Annotated in this window: 17 protein-coding genes; 13 read left to right on the top strand and 4 right to left on the bottom strand. The window is 63.7% G+C overall.

Annotation, left to right across the window (positions count from 1 at the left end):
- Window positions 1-95 precede the first annotated feature (95 nt).
- The 5 genes from RTH46_RS18975 (at window position 96) to RTH46_RS18995 (ending at window position 7,016) form a co-directional block, all read left to right on the top strand.
- Window positions 96-1,028, top strand: a complete 933-nt coding sequence (locus RTH46_RS18975) for a rhodanese-related sulfurtransferase (protein WP_153786969.1) — start codon at window positions 96-98, stop codon at window positions 1,026-1,028.
- A 3-nt stretch (window positions 1,029-1,031) separates the two neighbouring features.
- A complete protein-coding gene (locus RTH46_RS18980; protein WP_153786968.1) occupies window positions 1,032-1,664 on the top strand; it encodes a DsbA family protein in 633 nt (210 codons plus the stop codon).
- Complete coding sequence (locus tag RTH46_RS18985) at window positions 1,657-3,489, top strand: ABC transporter ATP-binding protein (protein ID WP_316906352.1); 1,833 nt, start codon at window positions 1,657-1,659, stop codon at window positions 3,487-3,489. The genes RTH46_RS18980 and RTH46_RS18985 overlap by 8 nt, the downstream gene beginning before the upstream one ends.
- Window positions 3,490-3,735: 246 nt before the next feature.
- A complete protein-coding gene (locus RTH46_RS18990; protein WP_153786966.1) occupies window positions 3,736-6,192 on the top strand; it encodes an EAL domain-containing protein in 2,457 nt (818 codons plus the stop codon).
- A gap of 38 nt (window positions 6,193-6,230) precedes the next feature.
- Complete coding sequence (locus RTH46_RS18995; RefSeq protein WP_316906353.1) at window positions 6,231-7,016, top strand: TenA family transcriptional regulator; 786 nt, start codon at window positions 6,231-6,233, stop codon at window positions 7,014-7,016.
- A 131-nt stretch (window positions 7,017-7,147) separates the two neighbouring features.
- On the opposite strand, the gene RTH46_RS19000 is transcribed toward RTH46_RS18995, so the two are convergent.
- The 4 genes from RTH46_RS19000 to RTH46_RS19015 form a co-directional block, all read right to left on the bottom strand.
- Entirely contained in the window at window positions 7,148-7,888 is a 741-nt protein-coding gene (locus tag RTH46_RS19000; protein WP_110992514.1) for a YciK family oxidoreductase, read from the bottom strand.
- 146 nt (window positions 7,889-8,034) lie between these two features.
- The gene (gene mupP, locus RTH46_RS19005) at window positions 8,035-8,706 is read right to left on the bottom strand and encodes an N-acetylmuramic acid 6-phosphate phosphatase MupP (protein ID WP_316906354.1); all 672 of its coding nucleotides are present in this window, start codon (window positions 8,704-8,706) and stop codon (window positions 8,035-8,037) included.
- A 2-nt stretch (window positions 8,707-8,708) separates the two neighbouring features.
- A complete protein-coding gene (gene ubiG / locus RTH46_RS19010) occupies window positions 8,709-9,407 on the bottom strand; it encodes a bifunctional 2-polyprenyl-6-hydroxyphenol methylase/3-demethylubiquinol 3-O-methyltransferase UbiG (RefSeq protein ID WP_110992516.1) in 699 nt (232 codons plus the stop codon).
- Between the two features lie 64 nt (window positions 9,408-9,471).
- On the bottom strand, window positions 9,472-10,797 hold the full coding sequence (locus RTH46_RS19015) for a TRZ/ATZ family hydrolase (RefSeq protein ID WP_316906355.1): 1,326 nt from the start codon (window positions 10,795-10,797) through the stop codon (window positions 9,472-9,474).
- Window positions 10,798-10,908: 111 nt separating this feature from the next.
- On the opposite strand from RTH46_RS19015, the gene mtnA reads away from it, so the two are divergent.
- From mtnA to ihfB, 8 genes are all read left to right on the top strand, one after another.
- Entirely contained in the window at window positions 10,909-11,985 is a 1,077-nt protein-coding gene (mtnA, locus tag RTH46_RS19020; protein WP_153786962.1) for an S-methyl-5-thioribose-1-phosphate isomerase, read from the top strand.
- 270 nt (window positions 11,986-12,255) lie between these two features.
- Window positions 12,256-15,027, top strand: coding sequence for a DNA gyrase subunit A (gene gyrA / locus RTH46_RS19025; RefSeq protein ID WP_153786961.1), 2,772 nt, complete (start codon window positions 12,256-12,258; stop codon window positions 15,025-15,027).
- Window positions 15,028-15,243: 216 nt separating this feature from the next.
- Entirely contained in the window at window positions 15,244-16,329 is a 1,086-nt protein-coding gene (serC, locus tag RTH46_RS19030) for a 3-phosphoserine/phosphohydroxythreonine transaminase (protein ID WP_153786960.1), read from the top strand.
- Complete coding sequence (pheA, locus tag RTH46_RS19035; RefSeq protein WP_153786959.1) at window positions 16,329-17,423, top strand: prephenate dehydratase; 1,095 nt, start codon at window positions 16,329-16,331, stop codon at window positions 17,421-17,423. The genes serC and pheA overlap by 1 nt, the downstream gene beginning before the upstream one ends.
- A 135-nt stretch (window positions 17,424-17,558) precedes the next feature.
- Entirely contained in the window at window positions 17,559-19,799 is a 2,241-nt protein-coding gene (locus RTH46_RS19040) for a bifunctional prephenate dehydrogenase/3-phosphoshikimate 1-carboxyvinyltransferase (RefSeq protein ID WP_153786958.1), read from the top strand.
- The gene (gene cmk / locus RTH46_RS19045) at window positions 19,796-20,482 is read left to right on the top strand and encodes a (d)CMP kinase (protein ID WP_110992523.1); all 687 of its coding nucleotides are present in this window, start codon (window positions 19,796-19,798) and stop codon (window positions 20,480-20,482) included. Before RTH46_RS19040 ends, cmk begins: the two co-directional genes overlap by 4 nt.
- Window positions 20,483-20,605: 123 nt before the next feature.
- Window positions 20,606-22,282, top strand: a complete 1,677-nt coding sequence (rpsA, locus tag RTH46_RS19050) for a 30S ribosomal protein S1 (RefSeq protein ID WP_110992524.1) — start codon at window positions 20,606-20,608, stop codon at window positions 22,280-22,282.
- Window positions 22,283-22,505: 223 nt separating this feature from the next.
- A complete protein-coding gene (gene ihfB / locus RTH46_RS19055; RefSeq protein ID WP_110992525.1) occupies window positions 22,506-22,802 on the top strand; it encodes an integration host factor subunit beta in 297 nt (98 codons plus the stop codon).
- Window positions 22,803-22,805: the final 3 nt, after the last annotated feature.

A 22,805-nucleotide genomic window follows, 5' to 3' on the forward strand; every position in this document is an offset into this window, starting at 1 on the left:
GCGCCGGCTTCGCCGGYSYGYGMTGGCGTCGGTACAGTCGTTTTTGTCATTCCGGTCCGCCCCTTACGAGGGCAACCACCTGGAGATTCAACGCAATGAGCCAACCGATCGTCGTGGCGGCGCTGTACAAGTTCGTCACCCTGGAAGACTACCTCGAGCTGCGCGAGCCGCTGCTCAACGCCATGCTGGAAAACGGCGTCAAAGGCACCCTGCTGCTGGCCCACGAGGGCATCAACGGTACCGTGTCGGCCACCCGTGAAGGCATCGACGGGCTGCTGGCCTGGCTGCGCAACGATCCGCGCCTGGTGGACGTCGACCATAAAGAGTCTTACTGCGACGAGCAGCCGTTCTACCGCACCAAGGTCAAGCTCAAGAAAGAGATCGTCACCCTCGGCGTGCCGGGCGTGGACCCGAACAAGGCAGTGGGCACCTACGTCGAACCGAAAGACTGGAACGCCCTGATCAGCGACCCTGAAGTGCTGCTGATCGACACCCGCAACGACTATGAAGTAGCCATCGGCACCTTCAAGGGCGCCATCGACCCGAAGACCGAGACCTTCCGCGAGTTCCCCGAATACATCAAGGCCAACTTCGACCCCAGCAAGCACAAGAAAGTGGCCATGTTCTGCACCGGTGGCATCCGTTGCGAAAAAGCCTCGAGCTACATGCTCGGTGAGGGCTATGAAGCGGTCTATCATCTCAAGGGCGGCATCCTGAAATACTTCGAGGAAGTACCTCAGGAAGAAAGCCTGTGGGACGGCGACTGCTTCGTCTTCGACAACCGGGTCACCGTGCGTCATGACCTGAGCGAGGGCGAGTACGACCAGTGCCACGCTTGCCGCCACCCGATCGATGCGAAGGACCGCGAGTCCGAGCACTATTCGCCAGGCGTGAGCTGCCCGCATTGCTGGGACAACCTGAGCGAGAAGACCCGGCGCAGCGCCATCGACCGCCAGAAGCAGATCGAGCTGGCCAAGGCGCGTAACCAGCCGCACCCGATCGGTTTCAACTACAAAGCCGAGGCCTGATGCATGTCCGCACGCCTGCTCTATGTGATGGACCCGATGTGCTCCTGGTGCTGGGGCTTCGCCCCGGTGGCCGAAGCGCTGATCGCCCAGGCGCGCGAGGCCGGTGTCAGCACCCGCCTGGTACCGGGCGGGTTGCGTAGCGGTGGCAGCGCCCTGGACGCCTCGACCCGCAAGTACATCCTCGAGCATTGGCAGGCGGTGCATGACGCCACCGGGCAACCTTTCCAGTTTGAAGGCGCGATGCCGGACGGTTTCGTCTACGACACCGAGCCCGCCTGCCGCGCCCTGGTTGCGGCGCGTGAACTGGACGAGCAGCGCGCCTGGAATCTGCTCAAGCTGATCCAGTCGTCGTTCTACGAGCAGGGCGTGGATGTCACCCGCGCCCCGCAACTGGTCGAGCTGGCCGAACAGGCCGGGTTCGATCGCGAGGCATTCTCCCTGCGCTTCGCCAGCCATGACACCCGCGCCGCCACCACGGCCGATTTCGCCTGGGTGCAGGACCTGGGCATCGCCGGCTTCCCCACGCTGCTGGCCGAGCGCAATGGCCAGCTGGCCCTGCTGACCAACGGCTATCAGCCGCTGCAGAGCCTGCAACCCTTGCTCGGCCGCTGGCTGCAGCAGGCCGTTTGTGCTTGATCTGCCCGGGTCGCCAGACCCTAACCCTGGGAAGCCCCCCGCTGTGCCCGATCGCCTGAGCTGGGCGGAAATCCGCCGCCTGGCCCTGCACCACAAGAAAGCCCTGTGGAGCGCCAACCTGGTGGCCGTGTTCGCCGCCCTGTGCAGTGTGCCGATCCCCTTGCTGCTGCCGCTGCTGGTGGACGAAGTGCTGCTGGGGCATGGCGATGCCGCGCTCAAATGGATGAACCACCTGCTGCCCAGCGGCTGGCAGGTGGCCGCCGGTTATATCGGCCTGATGCTCTTTGCCACGCTGACCCTGCGTCTGGCCGCGCTGGCCTTCAACGTGGTCCAGGCCAAGCTGTTCGCCGGCCTTGCCAAGGATATCGTCTACCGCCTGCGCATCCGCCTGATCGAGCGGCTCAAGCGCATCTCGCTGCAGGAGTATGAAAGCCTGGGCAGCGGCACGGTGACGACGCACCTGGTCACCGACCTGGATACCCTCGACAAGTTCGTCGGCGAAACCCTCAGCCGCTTTCTGGTGGCGGTGCTGACACTCACCGGCACGGCGGCGATCCTGATCTGGATGCACTGGCAGCTGGCGCTGCTGATCCTGCTGTTCAACCCGCTGGTGATCTACTTCACCGTGCAGTTGGGCAAACGCGTCAAGCACCTGAAAAAGCTCGAGAACGACAGCACTGCACGCTTCACCCAGGCACTGACCGAAACCCTCGATGCCATCCAGGAGATCCGCGCCGGAAACCGCCAGGGCTATTTCCTCGGCCGCCTTGGCCTACGGGCCCGCGAGGTGCGCGACTATGCCGTTGCGTCGCAGTGGAAAAGCGATGCCAGTGGCCGGGCCAGCGGGCTGTTGTTCCAGTTCGGCATCGATATCTTCCGCGCCGCCGCCATGCTCACCGTGCTGTTCTCCGACCTGTCCATAGGCCAGATGCTGGCGGTGTTCAGCTACCTGTGGTTCATGATCGGGCCGGTGGAGCAACTGCTCAACCTGCAATACGCCTACTACGCCGCAGGCGGTGCCCTGAGCCGGCTCAACGAGCTGCTGGCGCGCGCCGACGAGCCGCAGTACCCGGCGGCCAGCGACCCGTTCGCCGGGCGTGAGACGGTGGGGATCGAAGTGCGTGACCTGCGTTTCGCCTATGCCGAAGAGCCGGTGCTGGACCAGTTGAACCTGTCCATCGCCCCGGGTGAGAAGGTGGCGATCGTCGGCGCCAGTGGGGGTGGCAAGAGCACCCTGGTGCAACTGTTGCTGGGGCTGTACAGCGCCCAGGCCGGGACCATCCGCTTTGGTGGTGCGAGCCTTCAGGAAATCGGCCTGGAGACCCTGCGCGAGCACGTCGCGGTGGTGCTGCAGCACCCGTCGCTGTTCAACGACAGCGTGCGTGCCAACTTGACCATGGGCCGCGACTGCAGCGACGACGCTTGCTGGCAAGCGCTGCGTATCGCCCAGCTGGATGCCACCATCGCGGCACTGCCCCAGGGCCTGGACAGCGTGGTCGGCCGCTCCGGGGTGCGCTTGTCCGGCGGCCAGCGCCAGCGCCTGGCGATTGCGCGCATGGTTTTGGCCGAGCCCAAGGTGGTGATTCTCGACGAGGCCACCTCGGCCTTGGATGCCGCCACCGAGTACAACCTGCACCAGGCTTTGGCGCGTTTCCTCAGCGGGCGCACCACGCTGATCATCGCCCACCGGCTGTCGGCGGTGAAGCAGGCCGACCGGGTGCTGGTGTTCGATGGTGGGCATGTGGCCGAGGATGGCGATCACCAGCAATTGATCGCCGAAGGTGGCTTGTACGCCAAGCTGTACGGGCATCTGCAGCAGACCTGAGCCCGTTCCGTGCGGGGCTTTTCATGCCTGTGAAGAATGGCCTGGCTGTGGGGGCTACGTGGGAGCGGGCTTGTCCCGCGATACAGGTGTCACGCTAATCGCGGGTCAAGCCCGCTCCCACGGTCCCTGCTTGACCAAGGCATGAAATCCCGCTTTCAAAAAGCACGCCGCAGGCATGGCAAATGGCCTACGCTGTGCTGTGTCTAGGTCGATTCGTGCCTTATCTGCCGCCGTGACAGGGACTACATGAAGGGAAATCGGACTCTCGAGGCGCCAAGGCTGCTGGGCATCATCTGGCCTTTCGTTGCCGTTGTGGTTTTCCAGGTGCTGCTGGGCAGCCTCAGCCTTTATGCGCTGTCCTCGGTGCGTGCCTACGTGGCGGGGGAAAGTCTCTGGTCCAAGGCACAGAAAGACGCCATCTACTACCTGAGCCTGTACGCCGACGACCGGCATCCGCTGACCTACCAACGCTATCGCCAGGCCATTCTGGTGCCCCAGGGCGATCACAACCTGCGCCTGGCGCTCGACCGGCCGGAGCCGGACATCGAGGCCGCGCGCAAGGGCATCCTGCAGGGCGGCAACCACCCGGACGATGTCGCCCGGATCATCTGGTTCTACCGCAACTTTCGCAACATCAGCTACATGCAGACCGCCATCGACTATTGGGATATCGGCGACGACTACTTGCGCCAGCTCGACGTGCTGGCCGGTGAGATGCGTGAGGGCTTTGTCGGCGGTACCGTCGACGCAGGCCAGGTGGCGCAATGGAAGGCCCGCATCGTCGCCATCAACGATGGCGTGACCCCGGCGGCCAAGGCCTTCAGCGATGCCCTGGGCGAGGGCTCGCGGGCGCTGCTCAAGGTGCTGATGCTGACCAACCTGGTCACCGCGCTGTTCCTCATCGCCATGGCCTGGCTGCGCTCAAGCAAGCTGCTGGCCCAGCGCCAGGCGTTCGCCAGTGCCTTGCAGGAAGAGCGGGAGCGGGCGCAGGTCACCCTCGAGTCGATCGGCGATGCGGTGATCACCACCGACGTCGATGGCTGTATCACCTTCATGAACCCCGCTGCCGAGCAGCTGACTCACTGGCAGGCGGCCCAGGCCGAGGGCCTGCCACTGGCGGCGTTGTTCAGCCTGCTCGACGAGAACGCCGAGAAGGACAGCCGGACCCTGGTCGAGCAGGTGCTCAGCGGCAGCCTCAAGGGCAGCGACGAACATGCCCGGTTGATCCAGCGTCTGGATGGCAGCACGGTCTCCATCAACCTGGTGGGTTCGCCGATCCTCACCGACGGCCAGGTCAGCGGCATCGTCGTGGTGCTCCACGACATGACCCAGGAGCGTCAATACATCGCCAACCTGTCATGGCAGGCGACCCATGACGCCCTCACCGGGCTGGCCAACCGCCGCGAATTCGAATATCGCCTGGAACAGGCGCTCAACACTCTGGCGCGCCAGGCCGGGCGGCACTCGTTGATGTTCCTCGACCTCGACCAGTTCAAGCTGGTCAACGACACCTGTGGCCATGCCGCCGGCGACGAGTTGCTGCGGCATATCTGCGCGGTGCTGCAGTCGGGCCTGCGCGAGGGCGACACCCTGGCGCGCCTGGGCGGCGACGAATTTGGCGTGCTGCTGGAGAACTGCCCGCCGGAGCAGGCCGAGCGAATTGCCGAGCAACTGCGCCAGGTGGTGCAGAGCCTGCATTTCGTGTGGAAGGGCCGGCCATTCGTCACCACCGTGAGTATTGGCCTGGTGCATATCGCCCAGGCGCCGAGCACCCTGGAGGCCTCGCTGCGGGCGGCCGACATGGCCTGCTACATGGCCAAGGAGAAAGGGCGCAACCGGGTCCAGGTGTATCACGCCGACGACAGCGAACTGTCCATGCGCTTCGGCGAGATGGCCTGGATCCAGCGCCTGCATGTGGCGCTGGAGGAGAACCGCTTCTGCCTGTACGCCCAGGAGATCGCTCCGCTGCAAGGGCAGGAAGGCCCCGGCCATATCGAGATCCTGTTGCGCCTGCACGATGAAAGTGGCCGCACCATCCTGCCCAACAGCTTCATTCCGGCGGCCGAGCGTTACGGGTTGATGACGGCCCTGGATCGCTGGGTGGTGCGCAGTGTGTTCCAGGTGATCCGCCAATGCCTGGACGAGGGACGCGAAGGGCCCTTGGCCCTATGCGCGATCAACCTCTCGGGGGCGAGCATCGGTGACGACAACTTCCTCGAATACCTGCAACGGCTGTTTGGCGAGTTCGATATCCCGCCACGGCTCATTTGTTTTGAAATAACCGAAACCAGTGCAATAGCCAATCTTGGGAGCGCTATTCGATTCATCAATGAATTGAAAGGGCTGGGTTGCAAGTTCTCCCTCGATGACTTCTGCGCCGGGATGTCGTCATTCGCCTATTTGAAACATTTACCGGTAGACTTCCTGAAGATCGACGGAAGTTTTGTCAAAGACATGCTCGACGATCCGATCAATCGGGCTATGGTTGAGGTCATCAATCATATCGGTCATGTGATGGGCAAGCGCACCATCGCCGAGTTCGTCGAGACGCCGTTGATCGAACAGGCTTTGCAGGAAATCGGCGTGGATTACGCCCAGGGTTATCTCATCGAGCGGCCGCAGGTCTTCACCTGCGACAGCCTGCAGCGCCAAAGGATTGCCGCGAGACCCCTGTTGCACCGGGCGCCGGGGACCTTTCGCTGAATACAGCCCGGAAATCACAGGGAATCAAGGAGCTGACAGTGATTGATGCATTCATAAGGATCGGACCCTTGATGGATCCGGCCAGTTATCCGGATTGGGCCCAGCAACTGATCGAGGATTGCCGCGAAAGCAAGCGCAGGGTGGTCGAGCACGAGTTCTACCAGCGCCTGCGCGATGGTCAGTTGCGCCCGGCGACCGTGCGCCAGTACCTGATCGGCGGTTGGCCGGTGGTCGAGCAGTTTTCGCTGTACATGGCCCACAACCTCACCAAGACCCGCTACGGGCGCCACGCCGGTGAAGACATGGCGCGGCGCTGGCTGATGCGCAATATCCGCGTCGAACTCAATCATGCCGACTACTGGGTGCACTGGTGCCAGGCACACGGTATTCACCTGCACGAATTGCAGGCGCAGGAAGTGCCGCCAGAGCTCAACGGCCTCAACGACTGGTGCTGGCGGGTCTGCGCCACCGAGTCACTGGCCATCGCCATGGCTGCCACCAACTACGCCATCGAAGGCGCCACGGGCGAGTGGTCGGCGGTGGTCTGCGCGAATGACACTTACGCCCAGGGGTTCCCCGACGAAACCCGCAAGCGCGCGATGAAGTGGCTGAAGATGCACGCCCAATACGACGATGCGCACCCGTGGGAAGCGCTGGAGATCATCTGCACGCTGGCGGGCGAGAACCCTACGTTGGGGCTGCGCACCGAACTGCGCCGGGCGATCTGCAAGAGCTATGACTGTATGTTCCTGTTCCTGGAGCGTTGCATGCAGCTGGAAGGGCGCCAGCAAGGGCGTATGCGCCCGGCGCTGGCGGCGGGCTGAAACAATCGCGGGGCAAGTCGCATCGGCGCACCGCCGCTCCCACGCTTTGGACTGCCTCAAGAAGTTGGACACTAATCCAACCCTAGGGGGGTAGTCCGAAGCGTGGGAGCGGGCTTGCCCCGCGATGGGTTTTACTGCGCGTTCAGCGCCTGGCCGTTCACTTCCTTGCTGTCCGGCCCCATCAGGTACAGATACACCGGCATGATCTCTTCAGGCAGCGGATTGTTCTGCGGGTTCTCGCTCGGGTAGGCCTGTGCCCGCATCGCCGTGCGCGTGGCGCCTGGGTTGATGCTGTTGGCGCGTACCGGTGCCACGCCTTCCAGTTCGTCAGCCAGGGTCTGCATCAGCCCTTCGGTGGCGAACTTCGACACGCCATAGGCGCCCCAGTAGGCCCGGCCCTTGCGCCCGACGCTGCTGGAGGTGAACACCACCGAGGCGTCATCCGACAGCTTGAGCAGCGGCAGCAGGGTGCTGGTGAGCATGAAGGTGGCGTTGACGTTGATGTGCATCACGCGCATGAAGTTGTCGCCCGACAGCTGCTCCATCGGCGTGCGCGGGCCGATGATCGAGGCGTTGTTGAGCAGGCCGTCGAGGCGGCCGAACTGCTCCTCGATCATCACCGCCAGTTCGTCGTACTGGTGCGGCAGGGCGGTTTCCAGGTTGAACGGTATGACCGCTGGCTGCGGATGACCGGCGGCTTCGATCTGGTCGTAGACCTCGTTGAGGTTGGCTTCGGTCTTGCCCAGCAGCAGGACCGTGGCGCCCAGGGCGGCATAGGCCTTGGCGGCGGCGGCGCCGATGCCGCGGCCGGCGCCGGTGACCAGGATGATCCGGCCTTTGAGCAGGTCGGGGCGGGCGGTGTAGTCGAACATGTGATTTGTCCTTCGGGTTCGGTGATGCGACACAGTCCCTGTGGGAGCGGGTTTACCCGCGAACCCCGGCATCGCCGGGGTCTTGCACCGCGGTGGATTCTTCGCGGGTAAACCCGCTCCCACAGACAGGCGCTGTCAAACGGAAATCAGCAGCCGCACAGCGCGCTGTCGATCACCTTGCGCAGCTCCAGCGGGTGGTCCACCACCACGTCGGCGCCCCAGTTGTTGGGGTTGTCCTGTGGATGAATATAGCCATAGCGCACGGCGGCGGTGCGGGTGCCGGCATCGCGGCCAGACTCGATGTCGCGCAGGTCGTCGCCGACGAACAGCACACTGGCCGGGTCCAGGTTCAGCGTCTTGCAGGCGAGGATCATAGGCTCCGGGTCGGGCTTGCTGCGCTTGACGTGCTCGGGGCAGATCAGCAGCGCCGAGCGCTCGGCCAGGCCCAGGCGCTGCATGATCGGCTCGGCGAAACGCACCGGCTTGTTGGTGACCACGCCCCACAGTAGGTTGCCGCGCTCGATGTCGGCCAAAAGCTCGGCCATGCCGTCGAACAGCTTGCTGTGCACTGCGCAGTCGCGCTGGTAGCGATCGAGGAATTCCAGGCGCAGGGCCTCGAAGCCGTCGGCGTCCGGGTCCATGGCGAAGGTCGCGGCAACCATGGCGCGGGCGCCGCCGGAGATCTCGTCGCGGATGCGCGCGTCATCGATGGCCGGCAGGCCGCGTTCGGCGAGCATCGCCTGGCAGATGGCGATGAAGTCCGGCGCCGTGTCCAGCAGGGTGCCATCCATGTCGAAGAGTACTGCTCGCAGGCGCATGCTCATTCCTCGCGCAGGGTCTGGATCATGTAGTTGACGTCGACGTCGTTGTTCAGCTTGTAGTGCTTGGTCAGCGGGTTGTAGGTGAGGCCGATGATGTCCTTCACTTCAAGGCCCGCAGCGCGGCTCCAGGCACCCAGTTCGGAGGGGCGGATGAACTTCTTGAAGTCGTGGGTGCCGCGCGGGAGCATCTTGAGGATGTACTCGGCGCCGACGATGGCCAGCAGGTAGGCCTTCGGGTTGCGGTTGATGGTCGAGAAGAACACCTGGCCGCCGGGCTTGACCATGCGGTAGCAGGCGCGGATCACCGAGGATGGGTCGGGCACGTGCTCGAGCATTTCAAGGCAGGTGACCACGTCGAACTGCTGGGGCATTTCCTCGGCCAGGGCCTCGGCGGTGATCTGCCGGTATTCGACTTCGACGCCGGACTCCAGCTGGTGCAGTTGGGCCACCGCCAGCGGTGCCTCGCCCATGTCGATGCCGGTGACGGTGGCGCCGCGCTGGGCCATCGCTTCACTGAGGATGCCGCCGCCGCAGCCGACATCGAGCACTTTCTTGCCAGCCAGGCTGACCCGCTCGTCGATCCAGTTGACGCGCAACGGGTTGATGTCGTGCAGCGGCTTGAACTCGCTTTCGCGGTCCCACCAGCGGTGGGCCAGGGCTTCGAATTTGGCGATTTCGGCGTGGTCGACGTTGCTCATCTGAACAGTCCTCTGAAGCTTCGATAAAGAGTGTCACGGGGCGGCAGCCGTGGCTGCCGGCCAGTCATTCGTTGTGCCCGCCGATGCGGGCTCCCCAGGCGCGGGCGGTGGCGGCCAGGGCCTGCTCGTCCATCCGCGTCAGGCGGCGGTCCTGCACCAGGGGGTGGCCGGCGACCCAGACGTCCTTGACGCAGTCGCGGCCGGTGGCATAGATCAGTTGCGAAACCGGGTCGTGCACCGGTTGCTGGGCCAGGCCGGACAGGTCGAACACGGTCAGGTCGGCGGCCTTGCCCGGTTCCAATGAGCCGGTCACGTCCTCAAGGCCCAGCGCCCGTGCGCCATTGAGCGTGGCCATGCGCAGTGCGCGGTGGGCATCCAGGGCGGTGGCGCTGCCGGCGACGGCCTTGGCCAGCAGGGCGGCGGTGCGGGTTTCGCCGAGCAGATCGAGGTCGTTGTTGCTGGCCGCGCCATCGGTTCCGACAGCCACGTTCACACCGGCCTGCCACAGGCGCTCCACCGGGCAGAAGCCGCTGGCCAGCTTGAGGTTGGATTCCGGGCAGTGGACCACGCTGGTGTTGCTTTCTACCAGCAGCGCCAAGTCCTCGTCGCTGACCTGGGTCATGTGTACCGCCTGCAGGTTGGGGCCGAGCAGGCCCAGGCGGGCAAGGCGCGCCAGCGGGCGCTCGCCGGTGTCGTTGAGCGCCTGCTCGACTTCGCTGGCGGTCTCGTGGATGTGCATGTGCAGCGGCGCGTCGAGCTGGTCGGCGATGATGCGGATCTGTTCCAGGTTCTGGTCACTGACCGTGTAGGGCGCGTGCGGGCCGAGGGCGATGCTGATGCGCGGGTGGTGACGCAGGTCGCCGAACAGCTCGATGGCCAGTTGCAGGCCTTCTTCAGGGCTGCGTGCGCCGGGGATCGGGAAGTCCAGCAGGGGCACGGCGATCTGTGCGCGGATGCCGCTGCGGTGCACGCGGTCGCAGGCTTCGCGGGGGAAGAAATACATGTCGGCGAAACAGGTGATGCCGCCCTTGAGCTGCTCGGCGATTGCCAGGTCGGTGCCGTCGCGCACGAAGGCTTCGTCGACCCAACGCCCCTCCGCAGGCCAGATATGCTCTTGTAGCCAGGTCATAAGCGGCAGGTCATCGGCCAGCCCGCGGAACAGGCTCATGGCGGCATGGCCATGGGCGTTGACCAGCCCGGGGCTGAGCAGGCAGTCGGGCAGTTCGCGTACCGCGTTCGCCTGGGGTGCCCGCTCACGCGGGCCGAGCCAGGCGATCAGGCCGTCGCGAATGCCCAGCGCGTGCCCCGTCAGTACCACCCCCGCCGGCTCCACGGGCACCAGCCATTGCGGTACGAGCAGCAGGTCGAGAGGGGGAGTGGCGGTGGGCATGCGCGGCATATACCTGGGTCGGTTCGGCGAAACGCGCAGTATACCCGAGCGTCCGGGGCTGAGGGTCGCTATAATCGCCGGCTTTTGATGCCAGGGCGACGGGGAGAGGCGATGCGCGAGCAACTTTTGGCGGCGGAGACGGTGACGGGCATCGAGTGGCGCGACGGCGCGTTGCACCTGCTCGACCAGCGCCTGCTGCCGCTCGAGCAGCATTGGCTGGCCTGTACCGACGTTGCGGCGGTGGTCGAGGCGATCGGCGACATGGCCGTGCGCGGCGCTTCGGCAATCGGCATCTGCGCCGCCTACGGGCTGGTGCTGGCCTTGCGTCAGCGGCTGGCCGAAGGCGACGGCTGGGAAGAGGCCCTGGAAGAAGATTTCATGATGCTGGGCGAGGCGCGCCCCACGCCGGCCAACCTGTTCTGGGCGCTCAACCGCATGCGTGAACGCCTGCAGCGCCTTCGCCCTGAAGAGGACGTGCTGGCGGCGTTGGAGGCCGAGGCGGTCGCCATCCATGAAAGCGATCGGGAGGCCAACCTGACCATGGCCCAGTTCGGCGTCGAGCAGATCCGCAAGCACCAGGGCAGCGAGCAGGTGCTGCTGACCCATGGCAATGCCGGGGCGCTGGCCAGCGGTGGTTTCGGTACTGCGCTGGGGGTGATCCGGGCCGCGGCGCTGGAAGGCATGGTCGAGCGGGTCTACGCCTGTGAGTCGCGCCCGTGGTTGCAGGGCTCGCGCCTGACGGCCTGGGAGCTGGCCGCCGATGGCGTGCCGGTGACCGTGGTCGCCGATTCTGCCGCCGGGCACTTGATGAAGGTCAAGGGCATTACCTGGGTGGTGGTCGGCGCCGACTGTATCGCCGCCAATGGCGACGTGGCGGCGAAGATCGGCACCTATCAGATGGCGGTAACGGCGATGCACCATGGCTTGCGCTTCATGGTGGTGGCGCCGAGCACCAGCATCGACCTGAACCTGGCCACGGGCGAAGACATCCCGCTGGAAGTGCGCGGTGAAGAAGAACTGCTGGAGGTGGAAGGCATCCAGGTGACGGCCGATGTGGAGGCCTACAACCCGGTGGTGGATGTCACGCCGGCCGACCTGATCGATGTGATCGTTACCGAAAGAGGCGTCGTCGAGCGCCCGGATACCGCGAAAATCGCCCAGCTGATGTGTCGCAAACGCCTGCATTGAGGGGTTTTCAGTGGCTTGGCCCTGTCCAAATGGATGGGGCTGTTGCAGGGCGCGGCGGCATCCTGCCATATCTCCCATGCGCCCAGCCTTTGTGGTAACATCCGGCAGTTTCCAAGGCCGCTCGTTGAGGCGGCCTTCATTGCGCAGATCCATGGCACAACTCATTGATTTGTCGTATGTCGTCGCACCCCTATGCGCTGCGGCGGCGAGCTTCGTTCGTCCTTCGAGGGATCAGGCGAAGTTTCACCAGAAAAAGGAATCAGGCTTCTCATGGGCGAACTGGCCAAAGAAATCCTCCCGGTCAATATCGAAGACGAACTGAGACAGTCTTACCTCGACTACGCGATGAGCGTGATTGTCGGGCGAGCGCTGCCCGATGCGCGTGACGGCTTGAAGCCCGTGCATCGTCGCGTTCTGTATGCGATGAGCGAACTGGGCAACGACTGGAACAAGCCGTACAAGAAATCCGCCCGTGTGGTCGGTGACGTGATCGGTAAGTACCACCCCCACGGCGACACTGCCGTGTACGACACCATCGTGCGTATGGCGCAGCCGTTCTCGCTGCGCTACCTGCTGGTCGATGGCCAGGGCAACTTCGGTTCGGTGGACGGCGACAACGCCGCGGCCATGCGATACACCGAAGTGCGCATGTCCAAGCTGGCCCACGAACTGCTGGCCGACCTGCATAAAGAAACCGTCGACTGGGTGCCCAACTACGACGGCACCGAGCAGATCCCGGCGGTCATGCCAACTCGTATCCCCAACCTGCTGGTCAACGGCTCCAGCGGTATCGCCGTGGGCATGGCCACCAACATTCCGCCGCATAACCTGGGCGAAGTGATCGATGGCTGCCTGGCACTGATCGACAACTCCGATATCACGGTCGATGAGCTGATGCAGTTCATCCCGGGTCCGGACTTCCCGACGGCCGGCCAGATCAACGGTCGCCAGGGCATCATCGAGGCCTATCGCACCGGCCGTGGCCGCATTTATATGCGCGCCCGCTCCGAGATCGAAGACATCGACAAGGTCGGTGGCCGTCAGCAGATCGTCATCACCGAGCTGCCTTACCAGCTGAACAAGGCGCGTCTGATCGAAAAGATCGCCGAGCTGGTTAAAGAGAAGAAGATCGAAGGCATCACCGAGCTGCGCGACGAGTCCGACAAGGACGGCATGCGCATCGTCATCGAGCTGCGTCGCGGCGAGGTGCCGGAAGTGGTGCTCAACAACCTCTACCAGCAGACCCAGCTGCAGAGCGTGTTCGGCATCAACATCGTTGCCCTGATCGACGGTCGTCCGCGCCTGCTCAACCTCAAGGACCTGCTCGAAGCCTTCGTCCGTCACCGCCGCGAAGTGGTGACCCGTCGTACCGTGTTCGAGCTGCGCAAGGCCCGCGAGCGTGGCCATATCCTTGAAGGCCAGGCCGTTGCACTGTCCAACATCGACCCGGTCATCGCCCTGATCAAGGCTTCGCCGACGCCTTCCGAGGCCAAGGAAGCATTGGTTGCCATGGCCTGGGAATCCAGCGCCGTGCAGGTGATGGTCGAGCGTGCCGGCGCCGAGTCGTGCCGTCCGGAAGACCTGCCGGAGCAATACGGCCTGCGCGAAGGCAAGTACTACCTGTCGCCGGAGCAGGCCCAGGCCATTCTCGACCTGCGCCTGCACCGCCTGACCGGCCTGGAGCACGAGAAACTGCTGGCCGAGTACCAGGAGATTCTCGAGCAGATCGGCGAGCTGATCCGCATCCTCAGCAGCGCCGAGCGCCTGATGGAAGTGATCCGCGAAGAGCTCGAAGCGATTCGCGCCGAGTACGGCGATGCCCGTCGTACCGAGATCCTCAATGCCAGCCACGACCTCAACTACGGCGACATGATCCCGGAAGAAGAGCGCGTGGTGACCATCTCCCACGGTGGTTATGCCAAGACCCAGCCGCTGTCCGCCTACCAGGCTCAGCGCCGTGGCGGCAAGGGCAAGTCGGCTACCGGCGTCAAGGACGAGGACTACGTCGAACACCTGCTGGTCGCCAACAGCCACGCCACCCTGTTGCTGTTCTCCAGCAAGGGCAAGGTGTACTGGAAGAAAACCTACGAAATCCCCGAGGCTTCCCGCGCCGCCCGTGGCCGTCCGCTGGTCAACCTGCTGCCGCTGGAAGAAGGTGAGCGCATCACCGCCATGCTGCAGATCGACCTGGAGGCGCTGCAGCAGCACGCAGACCCTGAGGAAGAGCTGGAGGACAGCGACGACAGCGTGATCGAAGGCGAGCTGGTGGAAGTCGAGGAGATCGACGAAGAAGACGGCGACACGCCGGAGTGGGTTGCCGAAGCGACGGGCGCCTACATCTTCATGGCCACCGCCTCCGGTACCGTCAAGAAGACCCCGCTGGTGCAGTTCGCCCGTCCGCGCTCCAATGGCCTGATCGCCCTGAAGCTCAAAGAGGGTGACACCCTGATCGCCGCGGCCATCACCGACGGCGCCAAGGAAGTCATGATGTTCTCCGACGCCGGCAAGGTGATCCGTTTCGCCGAGAGCGTCGTGCGTGAAATGGGCCGTACCGCCCGTGGCGTGCGTGGCATGAAGCTGGGCAAAGGGCAGCAGATCATCTCGATGCTGATCCCGGAATCCGGCGCGCAGATTCTCACCGCCTCCGAGCGTGGCTTCGGCAAGCGTACCCCGCTGTCCAAGTTCCCGCGTCGCGGCCGTGGTGGCCAGGGCGTGATCGCCATGGGTACCAAGGGGCGCAACGGCTTGCTGGTCGGCGCTATCCAGGTGCAGGAAGGCGAAGAGATCATGCTGATCTCCGACCAGGGCACGCTGGTGCGCACGCGGGTTGGCGAGGTGTCCAGCCTGAGTCGTAACACTCAAGGCGTGACGCTGATCAAGCTGGCTGCCGACGAGACGCTGGTGGGCCTGGAGCGTATCCAGGAGCCGTCCGAGGACGAACTCGATGATGTCATCGAGACGGGCGAGGAGGGCGCAACGCTCGACGCGGTGGATGCCGCTGACGAGGACAGCGCCGGCGCTGAAGAGGCGCCGCAAGAGTAAGCAAGTGCAACAACCCGAACGGGGCGACCAAGGTCGCCCCGTTTGACTGATTAGAGCAGGCATCGTCCTGAAGGGCGGTGCAATACCCTGTGGGAGCGGGTTTACCCGCGAATGAAGACGCCGCGGTGCAAGGTTCGCGGGTAAACCCGCTCCCACGGGGGTTCCGGCAGTATCGAAGATTGCAGATTTGTACTATTTGGCAGAGCGAGAGTGGATGTGAGCAAACGAGCCTTTAACTTCTGCGCAGGCCCTGCCGCGCTTCCTGATGCCGTCCTGCAGCGTGCCCAGGCAGAAATGCTGGACTGGCGCGGCAAGGGTCTGTCGGTGATGGAAATGAGCCATCGCAGCGACGACTACGTGGCCATCGCCGAGAAGGCCGAGCAGGACCTGCGTGACCTGCTGTCCGTCCCCTCCAACTACAAGGTGCTGTTCCTGCAGGGGGGCGCCAGCCAGCAGTTCGCCGAGATCCCGCTGAACCTGCTGCCGGAAAACGGCACTGCGGACTATGTCGAGACCGGTATCTGGTCGAAAAAGGCCATCGAGGAAGCGCGTCGTTTCGGCCACGTCAATGTCGCCGCCAGCGCCAAGCCCTACGACTACCTGGCCATCCCGGGCCAGAACGAGTGGCAGCTGAGCAAGAACGCCGCCTACCTGCACTACGCCTCCAACGAGACTATCGGTGGCCTGCAGTTCGACTGGGTGCCCGAGGCCGGTGACGTGCCGCTGGTGGTCGACATGTCCTCCGACATCCTCTCGCGCCCGATCGACGTGTCGCAGTTCGGCCTGATCTACGCCGGCGCGCAGAAGAACATCGGCCCGAGCGGCCTGGTGGTGGTGATCGTGCGTGAAGACCTGTTGGGGCGTGCCCGCAGCAGCTGCCCGACCATGCTCGACTACAAGGTCTCGGCCGACAACGGCTCGATGTACAACACCCCGGCCACCTATTCCTGGTACCTCTCGGGCCTGGTGTTCGAGTGGCTCAAGGAGCAGGGTGGTGTCGAAGCCATGGAACAGCGCAACCGGGCGAAGAAGGACCGTCTCTACGGCTTCATCGATTCCAGCGAGTTCTACACCAACCCGATCAGCGTCAATGCCCGTTCCTGGATGAACGTGCCGTTCCGCCTGGCCGACGAGCGTCTGGACAAGGCCTTCCTGGCCGGCGCCGACGCCCGTGGCCTGCTGAACCTCAAAGGCCATCGGTCGGTTGGCGGCATGCGCGCCTCGATCTATAACGCCCTGGGCCTGGAAGCGGTCGAGGCGCTGGTGGGTTACATGGCTGAATTCGAGAAGGAGCACGGCTGATGTCCGAACAGGAACTCAAGGCCCTGCGCGTACGCATCGACAGCCTCGACGAGAAGATCCTCGAGCTGATCAGTGACCGCGCGCGCTGCGCCGAAGAAGTGGCGCGGGTCAAGACCGCCTCGCTGGCCGAAGGCGAGAAGCCGGTGTTCTATCGCCCTGAGCGCGAAGCCGCCGTGCTCAAGCGCGTGATGGAGCGCAACAAGGGCCCGCTGGGCAACGAAGAGATGGCGCGGTTGTTCCGCGAGATCATGTCGTCGTGCCTGGCGCTTGAAGAGCCGTTGAAGATTGCCTACCTCGGCCCCGAGGGGACCTTCACCCAGGCTGCGGCCATGAAGCACTTCGGCCATGCCGTGGTCAGCCGCCCGATGGCGGCCATCGACGAAGTGTTCCGCGAAGTGGCGGCCGGTGCCGTCAACTTCGGCGTGGTGCCCGTGGAGAACTCCACCGAGGGTGCGGTCAGCCATACCCTGGACAGCTTCCTCGAGCACGACATGGTGATCTGCGGTGAGGTCGAGCTGCGCATCCACCATCACCTGCTGGTGGGCGAGAACACCAAGACCGACAGCATCACCCGCATCTACTCCCACGCCCAGTCGCTGGCCCAGTGCCGCAAGTGGCTGGATGCGCATTACCCGAATGTCGAGCGCGTGGCGGTTTCGAGCAACGCTGAGGCGGCCAAGCGGGTCAAGGGTGAGTGGAACTCGGCGGCGATCGCCGGCGACATGGCGGCGAACCTGTATGGCCTGACCCGTCTGGCCGAGAAGATCGAGGATCGCCCGGACAACTCCACGCGCTTCCTGATGATCGGTAACCAGGAAGTGCCGCCGACCGGCGACGACAAGACGTCGATCATCGTTTCCATGAGCAACAAGCCGGGCGCGCTGCACGAGCTGCTGGTGCCCTTCCATGAGAACGGCATCGACCTGACGCGCATCGAGACCCGTCCGTCGCGCAGTGGCAAGTGGACCTACGTGTTCTTCATCGACTTCGTCGGCCATCACCGCGATCCGCTGATCAAGGCGGTGCTCGAGAAGATCAGCCAGGAGGCTGTGGCGCTGAAGGTGTTGGGCTCTTATCCGAAAGCGGTGCTCTGAGGGTTGCTTGAGCGCCCATCGCGGGGCAAGTCGGCCGCTCCCACGTTTGAAGCGTGGGGGCGGCGGTGCGCCGATGCGACTTGCCCCGCGATGGGCCTCACAGACTGTCTTGATTTCTGAACAGGGTTCGCACTCGTGGTAGATGCCGTAACAAATAAATCCACCCCGCTTATCGGTCGCCTGGTCGTCGTCGGCCTCGGCCTGATCGGTGGCTCTTTCGCCAAAGGCCTGCGTGAAAGCGGCCTGTGCCGCGAAGTGGTCGGTGTCGATCTGGATGCCGAATCGCGCAAGCAGGCGGTAGTGCTGGGTGTGGTCGATCGCTGTGAAGCCGACCTGGCTGCGGCCTGTGTCGGTGCCGACGTGATTCAGCTGGCCGTACCGATCCTGGCCATGGAGAAGGTTCTGGCGCGCTTGGCGCAGCTCGACCTTGGCGATGCGGTCATCACCGATGTCGGCAGCGCCAAGGGCAATGTGGTGCGCGCCGCCCGTGAGGCCTTCGCCGCAGGGCTGTCGCGCTTTGTCCCGGGGCATCCGATTGCCGGTTCCGAGCAGAGCGGGGTGGAGGCTTCCAATGCCGCGCTGTTCCGCCGGCACAAGGTCATCCTCACGCCATTGGCTGAAACCGACCCCGCGGCCTTGGTCCTGGTCGATCGGCTGTGGCGCGCGCTGGACGCCGATGTCGAGCACATGCCGGTGGAGCGTCACGACGAAGTGCTGGCTGCCACCAGTCACCTGCCGCACCTGCTGGCATTCGGCCTGGTCGACTCGCTGGCCAAGCGCAATGAAAACCTGGACATCTTCCGGTACGCTGCGGGGGGCTTCCGCGATTTCACGAGAATCGCCGGCAGCGACCCGATCATGTGGCATGACATCTTCCTCGCCAACCGGGAAGCGGTCCTGCGTACCCTCGATACATTTCGCAGCGACCTCGACGCCTTGCGCGACGCGGTCGATGCTGGAGACGGGCACCAACTGCTGGGTGTATTCACCCGCGCCCGGGTTGCCCGCGAGCATTTCAGTAAAATCCTTGCCCGCCGGGCCTATGTGGACGCTATGAACGCCAACGACCTGATTTTCCTGGCCCAACCTGGTGGCCGCGTATCCGGACGGATTCGCGTACCGGGCGACAAATCGATTTCCCACCGTTCGATCATGCTCGGCTCCCTGGCCGAAGGCACCACCGAAGTCGAAGGCTTCCTCGAAGGTGAAGACGCGCTTGCCACCCTGCAGGCGTTCCGTGACATGGGTGTGGTCATCGAGGGCCCGCAACATGGCCGCGTGACCATTCACGGAGTCGGGCTGCACGGCCTGAAGCCGCCACCTGGCCCGCTCTATGTCGGTAACTCTGGTACCTCGATGCGCCTGCTCTCGGGCCTGCTGGCCGGCCAGCCGTTCGACGTGACCATGACCGGCGATGCCTCGCTGTCCAAGCGCCCGATGAACCGCGTGGCCAACCCGCTGCGCGAAATGGGCGCCGTGGTCGAAACCGGCCCGGAAGGGCGTCCGCCGCTGACCATCCGTGGCGGCGCCAAGCTCAAGGCCCTGACCTACACGCTGCCGATGGCGAGTGCCCAGGTTAAGTCCTGCCTGCTGCTGGCGGGCCTGTACGCCGAAGGCACCACCACCGTCACCGAGCCGGCCCCGACTCGTGACCACACCGAGCGCATGCTGCGTGGCTTCGGCTACTCGGTTGCGTCGAACGGCCCGGTCGCCTCGCTGCAGTCGGGTGGCAAGCTCACCGCGACCCGCATCGAGGTGCCGGCGGACATCTCTTCCGCAGCGTTCTTCCTGGTGGCCGCTTCGATCGCCGAAGGTTCCGAGCTGGTTCTGGAGCATGTCGGCATCAACCCCACCCGTACCGGCGTGATCGACATCCTGCGCCTGATGGGCGGCGACATCACCCTGGAAAACCAGCGTGAAGTCGGCGGCGAACCGGTGGCCGACCTGCGTGTGCGTGGCGCCAAGCTCAAGGGCATCGACATCCCTGAAGAGCTGGTGCCGCTGGCCATCGACGAGTTCCCGGTGCTGTTCGTCGCTGCCGCCTGCGCCGAAGGGCGTACCGTGCTGCGCGGTGCCGAAGAGCTGCGGGTCAAGGAATCGGATCGCATCCAGGTGATGGCTGATGGCCTGATCACCCTGGGCGTGAAGTGCGAGCCTACCCCTGACGGCATCATCATCGACGGCGGCCAGATCGGCGGCGGTGAAGTGCACGGTCACGGTGACCACCGTATCGCCATGGCTTTCAGCGTTGCATCGCTGCGCGCCACTGCTCCGATCGTCATTCATGACTGCGCCAACGTCGCCACGTCGTTCCCCAACTTCCTGGCACTGTGCAAGGAAGTCGGTATTCGCGTCGCAGAAGAGGGCAAGTCGTGAATTCGCAAGCGCCGGTCATCACCATCGACGGGCCGAGCGGCTCGGGCAAGGGTACGGTCGCAGGGCTGCTGGCCCGTGAGCTGGGCTGGCGTCTGCTCGACTCCGGCGCCTTGTATCGCCTGCTGGCATTCAATGCCAGCAACCATGGTGTCGACCTGACCAATGAAGAGCTGCTCAAGGCGCTGGCGGCCCATCTGGATGTGCAGTTCATCGCCGCCGAGCCTGGCAAGCTGCAGCAGATCATTCTCGAAGGTGAGGATGTCAGCAACGTCATCCGTACCGAAACGGTTGGTGCTGGCGCCTCGATGGTCGCCTCGCTGCCGGCGGTGCGTGAGGCGCTGCTGCAGCGCCAGCGGGCTTTCCGCGAAGCGCCCGGGCTGATCGCCGATGGCCGTGACATGGGCACGGTGGTGTTCCCGGACGCGCCGTTGAAGGTGTTCCTCACCGCCAGTGCCGAGGAGCGTGCCCGTCGCCGTTACCTGCAGTTGAAGGGCAAGGGCGAAGATGTTAGTCTGTCGAGTCTGCTAGATGAGATCCGTGCGCGCGATGAGCGCGACACCCAGCGCGCAGTGGCCCCGCTCAAGCCGGCGGCCGATGCGATCCAGCTGGATTCCACGGAGTTGTCCATCGAGCAGGTGCTGCAACGCATCAGAAGCGAGCTCGCCCTGCGCGACTTGGTCTGATGGAGAGGAGAGCGGGCAGGGGCACCAGTCAACGTCCTGTCAGCACTTCTTAACTTAACGAAACCCACATTGTCTGGAATGTGGCTATGGGCGTCTTTTTCGCCCGAATCTACAGGAATTAAAATGAGCGAAAGCTTTGCAGAACTCTTTGAAGAAAGCCTGAAAACCCTCAATCTTCAGCCGGGTGCCATCATCACCGGTATCGTTGTCGACATCGACGGCGACTGGGTTACCGTACACGCTGGCCTGAAGTCCGAGGGTGTCATCCCGCTCGAGCAGTTCTACAACGAAGCTGGCGAACTGACCATCAAGGTCGGTGACGAAGTTCACGTTGCGCTGGACGCGGTCGAAGACGGCTTCGGCGAAACCAAGCTGTCCCGTGAAAAAGCCAAGCGCGCTGAGTGCTGGATTGTTCTGGAAGCTGCTTTCGCTGCTGAAGAAGTGGTCAAGGGCGTTATCAACGGTAAGGTTAAAGGCGGCTTCACTGTCGACGTTAACGGCATCCGTGCGTTCCTGCCGGGCTCCCTGGTTGATGTCCGCCCAGTGCGCGACACCACCCACCTCGAAGGCAAAGAGCTGGAATTCAAGGTCATCAAGCTGGACCAGAAGCGCAACAACGTTGTCGTTTCCCGTCGCAGCGTCCTGGAAGCCGAAAACAGCGCCGAGCGCGAAGCTCTGCTGGAATCGCTGCAGGAAGGCCAGCAGGTCAAAGGTATCGTCAAGAACCTCACCGACTACGGTGCGTTCGTTGACCTGGGCGGCGTCGATGGTCTGCTGCACATCACCGACATGGCCTGGAAGCGTATCAAGCACCCGTCCGAGATCGTCAACGTTGGCGACGAGATCGACGTCAAGGTCCTGAAGTACGATCGCGAGCGCAACCGCGTTTCGCTGGGTCTGAAGCAACTGGGTGAAGACCCATGGGTTGCTATCAAAGCCCGTTACCCAGAGAGCACCCGCGTCACCGCTCGCGTTACCAACCTGACCGACTACGGCTGCTTCGCTGAGCTGGAAGAAGGCGTTGAAGGCCTGGTACACGTTTCCGAAATGGACTGGACCAACAAGAACATCCACCCGTCGAAAGTCGTTCAGGTTGGCGACGAAGTGGAAGTCATGGTTCTGGACATCGACGAAGAGCGTCGTCGTATCTCCCTGGGCATCAAGCAGTGCAAGTCCAACCCATGGGAAGACTTCTCCGGCCAGTTCAACAAGGGTGACAAGATCACCGGTACCATCAAGTCGATCACCGACTTCGGTATCTTCATCGGCCTGGACGGCGGCATCGACGGTCTGGTTCACCTGTCCGACATCTCCTGGAACGAAGCCGGCGAAGAAGCCGTGCGTCGCTTCAAGAAGGGCGACGAGCTGGAAACCGTCATCCTGTCGGTCGACCCAGAGCGCGAGCGCATCTCCCTGGGCATCAAGCAGCTGGAGGACGATCCGTTCTCCAACTTCGTTTCGATCAACGACAAGGGCGCTATCGTCAAAGGTATCGTCAAGGAAGTTGACGCCAAGGGCGCTATCGTGACCCTGGCCGACGACATCGAAGCTACTCTGAAGGCTTCCGAAATCAGCCGTGACCGCGTTGAAGACGCCCGTAACGTGCTGAAGGAAGGCGAAGAGATCGAAGCCAAGATCATCAGCGTCGACCGCAAGTCCCGTGTCATCAGCCTGTCCATCAAGTCGAAGGACGATGCTGAAGAGCGCGAAGCCATCCAGAGCCTGAAAAACGCTCCGGAAGCGGCTGCCGATACCACCATGGCTGCGCTGCTGCGCGAAGCAATGGCCAAGCAGAACTGAGTTCTGTTTGATCGGTAAGAAAAAGGGCGACTTCGGTCGCCCTTTTTCATGCCTGCAGTTTCAGCTGCTTGCGCCCTGGGTTGTCGGTAATCGCGGCTCAGGCGTGTTGTGGCCTTATCTTGAATTTTTTCTTTTAGTCAAGAACTACCCTGTTCAAATGTTCCGGAGCGTGCTACAACCTGATTAAGCAATGATCTAGCTGCTTGATAACGAAGGGAAAAATATGACGAAGTCGGAGCTGATCGAACGTATTGTCACCCATCAGGGGCTGCTCTCGTCCAAGGACGTCGAGTTGGCCATCAAGACCATGCTTGAGCAGATGTCGCAGTGCCTGGCGACCGGGGATCGCATCGAGATTCGCGGCTTCGGCAGCTTCTCTTTGCACTACCGCGCTCCGCGTGTAGGCCGCAACCCCAAGACCGGCCAGTCGGTCAGCCTCGAAGGCAAATTCGTGCCGCACTTCAAACCGGGCAAAGAGCTGCGGGATCGCGTCAATGAAGACGAGCACGAACCTATCTGAATG

It is taken from the genome of Pseudomonas sp. zfem004 (assembly GCF_032621715.1).
GTDB lineage: Bacteria > Pseudomonadota > Gammaproteobacteria > Pseudomonadales > Pseudomonadaceae > Aquipseudomonas > Aquipseudomonas sichuanensis.

Bases quoted from the DNA above. Each gene is read 5' to 3' on its own strand.
- gyrA (WP_153786961.1), top strand. From the start codon at position 12,256: ATGGGCGAACTGGCCAAAGAAATCCTCCCGGTCAATATCGAAGACGAA.
- ihfB (WP_110992525.1), top strand. From the start codon at position 22,506: ATGACGAAGTCGGAGCTGATCGAACGTATTGTCACCCATCAGGGGCTG.
- RTH46_RS18990 (WP_153786966.1), top strand. From the start codon at position 3,736: ATGAAGGGAAATCGGACTCTCGAGGCGCCAAGGCTGCTGGGCATCATC.
- RTH46_RS18975 (WP_153786969.1), top strand. From the start codon at position 96: ATGAGCCAACCGATCGTCGTGGCGGCGCTGTACAAGTTCGTCACCCTG.
- rpsA (WP_110992524.1), top strand. From the start codon at position 20,606: ATGAGCGAAAGCTTTGCAGAACTCTTTGAAGAAAGCCTGAAAACCCTC.
- mupP (WP_316906354.1), bottom strand. From the start codon at position 8,706: ATGCGCCTGCGAGCAGTACTCTTCGACATGGATGGCACCCTGCTGGAC.
- RTH46_RS19015 (WP_316906355.1), bottom strand. From the start codon at position 10,797: ATGCCCACCGCCACTCCCCCTCTCGACCTGCTGCTCGTACCGCAATGG.
- ubiG (WP_110992516.1), bottom strand. From the start codon at position 9,407: ATGAGCAACGTCGACCACGCCGAAATCGCCAAATTCGAAGCCCTGGCC.
- mtnA (WP_153786962.1), top strand. From the start codon at position 10,909: ATGCGCGAGCAACTTTTGGCGGCGGAGACGGTGACGGGCATCGAGTGG.
- RTH46_RS18980 (WP_153786968.1), top strand. From the start codon at position 1,032: ATGTCCGCACGCCTGCTCTATGTGATGGACCCGATGTGCTCCTGGTGC.
- pheA (WP_153786959.1), top strand. From the start codon at position 16,329: ATGTCCGAACAGGAACTCAAGGCCCTGCGCGTACGCATCGACAGCCTC.
- RTH46_RS19000 (WP_110992514.1), bottom strand. From the start codon at position 7,888: ATGTTCGACTACACCGCCCGCCCCGACCTGCTCAAAGGCCGGATCATC.